This is a genomic window from Sphaerobacter sp., from assembly GCF_019683595.1.
GTDB lineage: Bacteria > Chloroflexota > Chloroflexia > Thermomicrobiales > Thermomicrobiaceae > Sphaerobacter.
In genome coordinates this window covers 26,505-37,385 of sequence record NZ_JADGHZ010000016.1, presented here as the reverse complement: position 1 = coordinate 37,385, position 10,881 = coordinate 26,505, and the positions used below count along the sequence as shown (strand labels likewise).

At 68.3% G+C, this 10,881-nt stretch carries 7 protein-coding genes; 5 read left to right on the top strand and 2 right to left on the bottom strand.

Going from position 1 to position 10,881, the window contains the following annotated elements:
• Positions 1-55 precede the first annotated feature (55 nt).
• The 4 genes from IRZ30_RS03375 (at position 56) to IRZ30_RS03360 (ending at position 4,956) form a co-directional block, all read left to right on the top strand.
• Positions 56-934: a xanthine dehydrogenase family protein subunit M gene (locus IRZ30_RS03375; protein ID WP_294082944.1), complete on the top strand. Its 879-nt coding sequence runs from the start codon at positions 56-58 to the stop codon at positions 932-934.
• A gap of 18 nt (positions 935-952) precedes the next feature.
• Positions 953-1,489: a (2Fe-2S)-binding protein gene (locus IRZ30_RS03370; protein ID WP_294082942.1), complete on the top strand. Its 537-nt coding sequence runs from the start codon at positions 953-955 to the stop codon at positions 1,487-1,489.
• A gap of 3 nt (positions 1,490-1,492) precedes the next feature.
• Positions 1,493-3,847, top strand: coding sequence for an aerobic carbon-monoxide dehydrogenase large subunit (locus IRZ30_RS03365; protein ID WP_294082940.1), 2,355 nt, complete (start codon positions 1,493-1,495; stop codon positions 3,845-3,847).
• 68 nt (positions 3,848-3,915) lie between these two features.
• The gene (locus tag IRZ30_RS03360) at positions 3,916-4,956 is read left to right on the top strand and encodes an XdhC family protein (RefSeq protein WP_294082939.1); all 1,041 of its coding nucleotides are present in this window, start codon (positions 3,916-3,918) and stop codon (positions 4,954-4,956) included.
• Positions 4,957-5,326: 370 nt separating this feature from the next.
• On the opposite strand, the gene IRZ30_RS03355 is transcribed toward IRZ30_RS03360, so the two are convergent.
• Positions 5,327-7,168 (bottom strand): hypothetical protein, encoded by a 1,842-nt coding sequence (locus IRZ30_RS03355; protein WP_294082937.1) that lies wholly within the window; start codon positions 7,166-7,168, stop codon positions 5,327-5,329.
• Positions 7,165-7,692: a hypothetical protein gene (locus IRZ30_RS03350; protein WP_294082935.1), complete on the bottom strand. Its 528-nt coding sequence runs from the start codon at positions 7,690-7,692 to the stop codon at positions 7,165-7,167. The genes IRZ30_RS03355 and IRZ30_RS03350 overlap by 4 nt, the downstream gene beginning before the upstream one ends.
• A 387-nt stretch (positions 7,693-8,079) precedes the next feature.
• Here IRZ30_RS03350 and acnA point away from each other — a divergent pair, with 387 nt between their 5' ends.
• Positions 8,080-10,857 carry an aconitate hydratase AcnA gene (gene acnA, locus IRZ30_RS03345; protein WP_294082933.1) on the top strand — a complete coding sequence of 926 codons (2,778 nt, stop codon included), beginning with the start codon at positions 8,080-8,082 and terminating at the stop codon, positions 10,855-10,857.
• Positions 10,858-10,881 lie beyond the last annotated feature (24 nt).

Below are 10,881 nucleotides of genomic sequence, written 5' to 3'. Positions count from 1 at the left end.
TGAAAAATCGGTCAGGCGGTCTTGGGCGCCGACCGGCGAGAGGAGTCGGCTTCGCATGATTCCTGGACCTTTCGAGTACCATGCTCCGGCTTCGCTCTCGGAAGCCGTCGCCCTACTCTCTGAGCACGGTCTCGACGCCAAGCTGCTGGCTGGCGGGCAGAGCCTGATCCCGCTGATGAAGTTCCGGTTGGCCGAGCCGGCGGTGATCGTCGACCTGAATCGAATCCCGGGCCTCGGGGGGATCCGGCGCGAGAACGGCCACCTGGTGCTCGGTGCCCTCACCCGTGAGGCCGCGCTCGAGGGCGACGAGGCCGTCCGCACAGAGTTCCCGATCATCCTCGACACGGCGGTCGTGATCGCCGACCCGCTCGTGCGCAACCTGGCCACCGTCGGGGGAAACCTGGCGCACGCTGACCCGGCGAATGACCACCCCGCGACCATGCTGGCTCTCGGCGCCGAGGTCGTCGCGACCGGCCCTAGCGGCGAGCGCACCATTCCCATCGACGACTTCTTTGTCGACACGTTCACCACAGCCCTCGCGGCGGATGAGGTCCTCACCGCCATCCGCATCCCGGCTCCCGGCCCGCGCTCGGGTGGGGCTTATGTCAAATTTGAGCGCAAGGTCGGCGACTACGCGATCGCGGGCGCTGCGGTGCAGCTCACGCTCGACGAGGCTGGCCAGGTGGCGTCGGTCCGGATCGGCCTGACGAACGTGAACTACATGCCGATGCGGGCGAAACAGGCCGAGGCGGCGCTGCTGGGCAAGGCGCCGACCGAGGAGGCGATCCGCGAGGCGGCGCGCCTGGCGGGTGAAGAGTGCGATCCATCGAGTGACCTGCGTGGGCCGGAAGACTACAAGCGGGCCGTGACGCGCACGGTGACGGCTCGCGCGCTGCGGCGTGCCCTGGAGCGCGCGGGCGCGGCCGCGGCGTAGCGGGAGGAGAGGTGATCCATGAGCACCAGGACGCGCACCGTTCCGATCACGGTCACGGTCAACGGCGAGGTGCGGCAGGCCGAGGTCGAGCCGCGCCTGTTGCTGGTCCATTTCATCCGCGAGACGCTCGGGCTGACGGGCACCCACATCGGCTGCGACACGACCAGTTGCGGTGCCTGCACCGTCCACCTCAACGGCGTGCCGGTCAAGTCGTGCACCGTCTTCGCGGTGCAGGCCGACGGCGGCGAGATCCGTACCGTCGAAGGTCTGGAGCAGAACGGCGAACTCCACCCGGTGCAGGAGGGCTTCTGGCAGGAGCACGGGCTCCAGTGTGGCTTCTGCACCCCGGGCATGATGATGACCGCGGTTGCCCTGCTCGAGCGCAACCCGAATCCGACCGAAGCAGAGATTCGGCAGGCGATCTCCGGCAACCTCTGCCGGTGTACCGGCTACGTGAACATCGTCAAGTCGATCCAGTACGCGGCCAGGAAGATGCAGCAGGCGAAGGAAGCCGCGGCGCCGTCCGGCGTGCCGGCTGGTGGAAGGGAGGACTAGCCGATGACTGCCACGGAGCGTGCAGCAATCGGTGGACTCGGTCACCCGGTCAAGCGCAAGGAGGACCCGCGCTTCATCCGCGGGAAAGGGACGTACGTCGACGACATCAAACTCCCGGGCATGCTCTACCTCGACATCCTGCGGAGTCCCTACGCCCATGCGCGCATCACCAAGCTCGACAGCGCGAAGGCAGTCGCCATGCCGGGCGTCGTCGCGGTCATCACCGGCAAGGATCTGGAGGCGGCCGGGCTGGCCTGGATGCCGACGCTCATGAGCGACCGGCAGATGGTGCTGCCCACTGACCGGGTCGTCTACTACGCGCAGGAGGTCGCGGCCGTCATCGCGGAGGACCGCTACACGGCGGCAGACGCCGTGCTGGCGATCGACGTGGAGTACGAGGCGCTGGAGCCGGTCCTCGACCCGTTCCGCGCGCTGGAGCCGGACGCGCCGCTGGTTCGGCCCGACCGGGAGGAGAAGACCAACCACATCTGGAACTGGCAGGCGGGCGACAAGGAGGCGACGGACCGGATCTTCGAGGAAGCCGAGGTCGTCGTCTCGCAGAAGATGTACATCCCGCGGATCCATGTCTCCTCGATCGAGACCTGCGGCTGTGTGGCGTCGTTCGACAAGGTATCGGGCAAGCTGACCGTCTGGATGACGAGCCAGGCGCCGCACGCCCACCGCACCGTCTTCTCGCTCGTCTCGGGCATCCCGGAGACCAAGATCCGGGTCATCTCACCCGACATCGGCGGCGGGTTCGGCGGCAAGGTGCCGGTCTACCCCGGCTACGTGCTGGCGATCGTGGCCTCGCTCCAGACCGGGCGGCCGGTCAAGTGGATCGAGGACCGTTCCGAGAATCTGCAAGCCGACTCGTTCGCGCGCGACTACCACATCCACGCCGAGATCGCGGCGACGCGGGATGGGAAGATGCGCGCGCTGCGGGTGCACACCGTGGCCGACCACGGCGCGTTCGATGCGGCGGCCAACCCGTCGAAGTTCCCAGCCGGGCTCTTCAGCATCGGTACCGGGTCGTACACCCTGGAGGCGGCCCACTTCAACGTCGACGGCGTCTATACCAACAAGGCGCCGGGCGGGATCGCCTATCGCTGCTCGTTCCGGGTGACGGAAGCGGTCCACATGATCGAGCGCATGGTCGATGTCCTGGCCGATGAGCTGAACATGGACCCGGCGGAGATCCGCTTCAAGAACTTCATCCAGCCGGAGCAGTTCCCCTACAAGTCGCCGACCGGCTGGGAGTACGACAGCGGCAACTACCCGGCGGCGCTGCAGAAGGCGCTCGATGCCATCGGCTACCAGGAGCTGCGGCGCGAGCAGGCGGAGAAGCGAGCGCGCGGTGAGTTGATGGGGATCGGCATCTCGACCTTCACCGAGATCGTCGGCGCCGGCCCGTCGCATACCTTCGACATCCTCGGGATCAAGATGTTCGACAGCGCCGAGATCCGGGTCCACCCGACCGGTTCCGCGCTCGTCCGCATCGGTGTCCAGACCCAGGGGCAGGGACACGAGACGACCTTCGCCCAGATCGTGGCGGAGGAGCTGGGGCTGCCGGTTGAGAACATCGTCGTTGAGCACGGCGACACCGACACCGCCCCCTACGGGCTGGGCACCTACGCCAGCCGGAGCACGCCGACCGCCGGCGCGGCGACGGCCGTGGCGGCGCGGAAGATCCGGGAGAAGGCGCGGCTGATCGCCGCCCACCTGCTGGAGGTCGACCCGGACGATCTGGAGTGGCGCGACTATGCCTTCCGCGTCAAGGGCTCGCCGGAGCGTGCCAAGACGATGAGCGAGATCGCCTTCGCCGCCTACACGAACTTCCCGCAGGGGCTGGAAGGCGGTCTGGAGGCGGTCACCTACTATGACCCGCCCAACCTGACCTTCCCGTTCGGCGCCTATGTCTGCGTGGTCGACATCGACCGCGGCACCGGTCAGCCGACCGTGCGTGAGTTCCTGGCGCTGGACGACTGCGGCACGATCATCAACCCGATGATCGTGGAGGGGCAGATCCACGGCGGGCTGACGATGGGGCTGGCGCCGGCGCTCTTTGAGGAGATCGTGTACGACGAAAACGGCACGATGCTCACCGGCACGTTCATGGACTACCTGGTTCCGACGGCCATGGAGACGCCGAACTGGCGGACCGAGAAGACCGTGACGCCGTCGCCCCATCACCCGATCGGGGCCAAGGGCGTGGGCGAGAGCCCAACGGTCGGTGCGCCCCCGGCGATCGTGAATGCCGTCGTGGACGCGCTCAGCCACCTCGGCGTCCGCCACATCGACATCCCGATCACGCCCTGGAAGGTCTATCAGATCCTCCAGGAAAAGGGTGTCGCCGAGTAGCACTGGATACTCTGGGGTGTCGCGATCACGATCGTGACGCCCCACCCCACCGAAGGTACGGAACCCCGATGACGGAACACGGCGAGCGGTCCGGTACCACGACCCAACCTGCGCTGCGGAGGGTCAGTGAGGACATCTTCGCCCGCGCGGCAGCGCTCAAGCAGGCGGGCGAGCCCTTCGTGCTGGCGACCGTTGTCTGGAGCCAGCGTCCCACTTCGGCGCGGCCGGGCGCCAAGGGTATCGTGACGCCGGACGGTGCGCTCTTCGGCTGGGTCGGTGGGAGCTGCGCGCAGCCGACGGTCGTGCGCCAGGCACTGGAAGCCCTGGCCGAAGGACGGCCGCGGACCCTCCGCCTCAGCCCGGACGGCCGCGGTCCGGCCGACCGGCCGGATGTTGTGACCGCGCCGCTCACGTGCCACAGCGGCGGCGCGCTGGAGGTGTTCTTGGAACCGTTCCTGCCCCCGCTGCGGCTGATCGTCTTCGGCGAGAGTCCGGTCGCCGACGCGCTGGTGCGCCTGGGCCACGTCATGGGCTACCGCGTGATCGCTTCCCGGCCCGGCGCGACCGAGAGCGCTCCTTCTGAGGCGGATGTCGTCCTCGACGACCTCGACATCGGTGCAGCGGCCGCGGGCGGGCCTGCCGTCGCGGTCGTGGCGACGATGGGGGTCTACGACGAGGACGCGGTCGAGCAGGCGCTGCGGGCGGGTGTCGGTTTCGTCGCGCTGGTCGCGAGCAGCCGCCGCTTCGAAACCATGCGTGACACCCTGCGCGCCAGCGGCATCCCCGATGACCTGCTCGCGCGAGTCAAGGCGCCGGCCGGCTTCGACATCGCCGCCACCGCCCCGGAGGAGATCGCGGTCAGCATCCTGGCCGAGATCATCGCCAAACGCGCCGAATTGGCGCCGAAGGACGCGACGCCGACGGTCGCAATGCCGGTGGTCGAGGCGGATCCCGTGGCGACCCAGGCGATCGACCCCGTCTGCGGCATGGCGGTCGAGATCACGACTGCCCGCCATACCTACGACTACCAGGGCACGCGCTACTACTTCTGCTGCCCCTCGTGCCGCCGCCAGTTCGCCGCCGACCCGGAGCGGTACCTGTCCCGATAACACCAACGTAATGAGTCGCGGCCTCCGGAGTCCGCACCGCAGGCCACCGTGCGGTGCGGGGTGGCTGACAGTCGCGGTTAGCGGTATTGGGAGTTTGGTGTGTGCTGTTGGGATATGTCGTATTACGCCCCGCAGTTGGCTGAACGCGGCTCGGGTTGCGCCTCCTACTCTCTCGAACACTGCGGACGCCCGGCATTTCTCCTCCGGGCCGCATTTGTGTGCGGGTTAGCGTTGTTGCGCTGTCCTCTCGAACGGAGCGGAGATTCTCCGGCCAGTGCGGCCACGAAGAGATCCTTCGCATCGCTCCGGAGGACACGCGAGAGCGCCTACCACGCTCTGCGTCGCTTGCCGTGAACGTCAGCCAGCGTCGCTACCGCCGCAGCTCGCGCAGGTTGATGATGAGGATGTAGAGGCCGATCAGCACGACGATGCCGAGAGAGATCTGCCAGAAAAATTCGAAGACGAGCACGCCGGCCGACACGAGCGCCAGGACGACCGTCAGCCCGGTGATGAGCCGGCCGATCTGGCCGCGGAAGGCTGCCTCAATGAGGGCGAAGAGCGCGACCGCGTAGACGAGCCCGATGAAGAGGTACTGTCGCTCGAAATAGGCCAGCGCGACGACGCTGACGAGCAGAACCCCGATGCTGATGGCCGCCCAGATTTCTGCCAGGCGCGCCGCTCGGAGCTGTCGCTCCGACACGGGGCGAGCAGCCCGGCGGATGTGCGCTCGCGGGTCGGTAGGCATCCCCGCCTCCAGCTCCCGCGCATGGTTGGTGAGGGCCTCCAGGAGCGCCTCGTCCTCGGCCACCTGCGCGCGAAGGCGGGAAACCTCGTCGGAAAGGGACGCGAGGCGCCGGCTGGCCGATTCGTAGGCAACGCGGAGGTGCGGCTGGCCCACCATCGCGGCGATCTCCACGCCGATCCCCTGCAACTCGCGCTGCTTGGCCTCGATGGCCTCCGCGGCTTCCCGCTGGCGATCGCGTATCGAGGCGATGCGTCCCTGGATGGTCGGGAGCAGATCGCGCGGCGTCGGAACCTTGTCGAGCCCCGCCCAGCCGACGGGGTCATACCAGGAGCGGCGCGTAGTCCCATCGCGGTTGTACATCGGTCCGGCCGGGGCATCCTCACCGGCGAAGGGGTCGCGCGCGTGGTAGCCCCACAGCCCACGGTAGCCGGACACCCAGGAGGGCGGCGGCTCGATCAGCACCGGTTCGCCCCACTCGGCGTTCTGGCCCGGGCCGATCGTCAGCCCATCCCCGCGGGCGTAGTCGACGAACGGGATGCGCAGGTTCACACCGTGCCGCGTGTCGTCCGAGTCGGTGTTCGCCCGATACTGCCGGAGGCGTTCGTACCAGACCGCCTGGACCCGTTCGACCACGCGCGACACGCGGTTGAGATAGGGCACTTCAAGCTCGGTGAGGTATTCACCGGGCGCGAAGTAGGACGCATGCGACCCGGCGCCGACGTAGATCACCGGGTGCTCGCCGATCTTCTCCAACTCCGGATCATCCCAGCGCCGGCGCAGGTCGTCGCCGTGGTAGTCGTGGCTGGCGTAAGCGACCCACTGCGGCGCCAGTTCGCCTTCGGGAGACTCGGCCAGGTAGATGCTGATCATCTCCCAGTCGGCTTCGTGGTCGTTGGCGCCGAAGAACCCGGTGCGCCAGTCGTTGAAGACGTAGAAGAACCAGTACTGGAGAACGACCCACCCCGCCTGCCGCACCACCCGTCCGTGGTAGCGAAACTCCGGGTGCTCCCGACGGATCGCGTCGTACACGATGGCCGCGGCCGCGGCCGTGTCGCCGGGCACCCGCCCCCGCGCCAGGAGGGAGAGGGAGAACGCCGCGGCGCCGAGGCGGGAGATGTAGCCGACGCGCGCCAGCCGCCCCTGCCCCGCGTGGAACACCTCCGACGGCTCTTTCCGCTCCCGGAGGCGTTCAAGCCGGTAGGTGGCCAGCTCCGCGACGGTGAGCGGGTCGGTCAGCTTGAGGAACTGGACCGAATGGAAGCCGTCGGCGCGCTGCTCTCCCAGGCGTTCGAGCGTCAACTCGCCCGGCGGCACCAGCAGCACCGAGTCGCCGTTCCGGTGGCGGACCCACAGGCCGGAGCGGCGGACATACGGCTCGACGTAGAGCGGGTAGAACTGCTCGCCGCGCGTATAGCGAGCGATCGGCTCGAAGCGCCGGAGCAGGGCCCGATCGGTCTCCGCGCTCATGCTCCATCCCGAGGTTCGGGCTGGGGCGGCTGCGGCTGCAGCGCCGTCCGCACGGCGTACGAGTTCAGGTAGAGGACTAGCAGGATGCCAACCACCATCAGCGGGTAGATCACGTCCAGCCGTTGTCCGAAGTACGTCACCAGGCAGTTGAACAACAGTAATCCCTGCGCCAGCATCGCCAACGTCCACCCCGACGAGAAGCGCAGTGCCAGCGCCAGTGCCGCCAGCACCGCCAGAATCGCAACCGGTACGCCCGTCCCCGCGAGGAAGACCCAGTCCGTTGCTAGGGCCGACGGGACCTCGCGCGTCTCCTCCAGCTTCCAGTCCACGCCCTGCCCGACCACGACCACGGTCGCGATCAGGCCGGCCGCTTCCAGCAGCAGGAGCAGAATCGTCGCGATCCGCCGGCGACGCTTCCGCATATCGGACCGGGCCAGCGCATCCCCCTGGGCGCCCGCCAGTGGGTCAGGTGGTTGCCACGGGGGGCGCACCCGCCCATCGACCCCATCGGCTTGCGGCTTCATATCACTGCCTCGTTGTTCCACCGGTGAGGTGCTCCTGCATACCATCCCCAGGTTGGTACCACCGAATGATGCCACGCTGCTTGTACCGCCGTTCGGTGTCATGATAGTGCACCGCGCCAACCTGCGGGATGGGAGCGGCGTTCCCAGTCGTTGAACGGTGTGGTACACGCGCCCGGCCGAATCGCGATGTGCCCTGATTCAGCGATCCATGCCAGTCAACCAGACTTATTCGGCATCCCTGCCGCGAAAGCCGTGGTATTCTGGAGACACCGGGCGCGCCAAGTCCCGTATCCGCCTTGCGCGCCCGCGCCCGGGATGGGCTCTTGCGATGCGTGACGAGTGCAGGACAACCGGCCGTCGCTCTCACGGTACGAGAGGGAGGACTAGATGGCAGCCACCCGTGACCCCTTCGGCGCACGCGCGGTACTCTCCACACCGCACCAGACCGTCACGTACTACCGCCTCGACGCCATCGCGGATCAGGTAGCAGTCGGGCTCGACCGCCTGCCGTACACCATCAAGGTGCTGTTGGAGAACGTGTTACGCAACGCGGGCAACGAACCCTTCAGCGCGGAGGACGTCACAACGCTCGCCCAGTGGAAACCGGGGGAGCGAGCCGTCCGTGAGTTCCCATTCCTCCCCGGCCGCGTGCTCCTGCAGGACTTCACCGGTGTCCCCGCCGTGGTCGATCTGGCGGCGATGCGCGACGCGGTCAAGCGCCTCGGCGGCGATCCGAAACGCATCAACCCACTCGTCCCGGCCGATCTCGTGATCGACCACTCGGTCCAGGTTGACGTGTTCGGCTCTCGCATCGCCTTCCGGCGCAATGTCGAGCGCGAATACGAGCGCAACCGCGAGCGGTATGCCCTTCTGCGCTGGGCACAGAGCGCGTTCCAAAACTTCCGCGTCGTCCCGCCCGGCACTGGCATCGTCCACCAGGTGAACCTCGAGTACCTGGCCACGGTGGTCACCGCGCGCGAGATCGACTCCGAGACGGTCGCGTTCCCCGATACGCTCGTCGGCACCGACTCCCACACGACGATGGTGAACGGCCTCGGCGTGCTCGCCTGGGGTGTCGGTGGTATTGAGGCCGAGGCGGTCCTGCTGGGGCAGCCGATCTACCTGCTCACGCCCGAGGTCATCGGCTTCCGCCTCGTCGGTGAGCCGCCGGAGGGTGTCACCGCGACCGACCTGGTTCTCACGGTGACCCAGCTCCTGCGCCAGACCGGCGTGGTCGGCCGGTTCGTGGAGTTCTTCGGCCCGAGTGTGCGCCACTTGAGCCTGCCCGACCGGGCGACGATCTCCAACATGTCGCCTGAGTACGGCGCAACCGCGACGATGTTCCCGATCGACGACGAGACGCTCAACTACCTGCGCTTTACCGGCCGGAGCGAGGAGCTGGTGGATCTCGTCGAGCGGTATGCCAAGGAGCAGGGCCTGTTCCGCACCGCCGACTCGCCCGAGCCGGTGTTCGACCAGATCGTCGAGCTCGACCTCTCCACCCTGGAGCCGAGCGTGGCCGGGCCGCGTCGGCCGCAGGACCGCGTCCCCCTCTCCCGTGTCAGCCAGAGCCTGCGCGAGGCGTTCAAGGACCGCATCGGCGCCGCGGAGGCGGCGGCGGGCGGCACCGCCTCGACGCAGCCGATGGAGGCAGTTGCTGGGGAGACTGCAGCCGTGGCCACCGCAGCGCCGCCGTCCGGTGGTGTCCCGGTTCGCATCGACGATCAGGTCGTGGAGCTCAACCACGGCTCGGTGGTGATCGCTGCGATCACGAGCTGCACCAACACCTCGAACCCGGAGGTGATGATCGCGGCCGGTTTGCTCGCCAAGAAGGCGGTCGAGCGCGGCCTCGATGTCAACCCGGCGGTCAAGACGAGCCTGGCGCCCGGCTCGCGCGTCGTCACCGCTTACCTCGATCGGGCCGGGCTGACGCCGTATCTCGAGGCGCTCCGCTTCCACCTCGTCGGCTACGGCTGCACCACCTGCATCGGGAACAGCGGACCGCTGCCCGAGCCTGTGGCCGAGGCGGTGCAGGAGCATGATCTCGTCGTCGCCGCCGTCCTCTCCGGGAACCGCAACTTCGAGGGGCGAATCCACCCGCAGGCCCGCGCGAGCTACCTTGCGTCGCCGCCGCTCGTGGTCGCCTACGCCCTCGCCGGGACGCTGAACATCGATCTGACCCGCGACCCGATCGGTCACGACCCGAACGGCGAACCGGTCTACCTGCGTGACATCTGGCCGTCGCGGGAGGAGATCCAGGAGACGATCGCGCGCGCCATCACCCCGGAGCTGTTCCGTGAGCGCTACGCCGACGTCTTCACCGGTGACGAGCACTGGCAGGCTCTCCCGCTCCCCGAGCAGGGTGACCTGTTCGAGTGGGATCCCGAGTCGACCTACGTCCGCGAGCCAACCTTCTTCCAGAACCTCACGCTGGAGCCGGAGCCACTGACCGATATCACCGGGGCGCGGGTGCTGTGCTACCTGGGCGACTCGGTTACAACCGACCACATCTCGCCCGCCGGGTCGATCCCGGTCAACAGCCCGGCCGGGCGCTATCTCGTCCTCAACGACGTGCAGCCGCGGAACTTCAATAGCTACGGCTCGCGCCGCGGCAACCACGAGGTGATGGTGCGGGGCACCTTCGCCAATATCCGGCTGCGCAACCGGCTGGCGGACGGCCGCGAGGGCAACTGGACGACGCACCTGCCCACGGGCGAAGTGATGTCGGTCTACGACGCCGCCATGCGGTACCAGGAGGAGGGCACGCCGCTCCTGGTGCTGGCCGGGAAGGAGTACGGCTCTGGCAGCTCCCGCGACTGGGCGGCAAAGGGGACGCGGCTGCTCGGCGTCCGGGCCGTCATCGCCGAGAGCTACGAGCGCATCCACCGGAGCAACTTGATCGGGATGGGCGTCCTCCCGCTCCAGTTCCTCCAGGGGCAGAGCGCCGAGAGCCTCGGTCTGACCGGCCGCGAGGTGTACGAGATCCGCGGCATCGCCGACGGGCTCACGCCGGGCCAGACGCTCCCGGTGCGCGCCACCCGCGAGGACGGCAGCACGTTCGAGTTCCAGGTGCTCGTGCGGCTCGACAGCCCGACCGAGCTCGAGTACTACCGCCACGGCGGGATCCTGCAGATGGTGCTGCGCCGCCTCGTGACCGAGGCTTAGCGCCCGCACGAGCGGAGGCCGTAT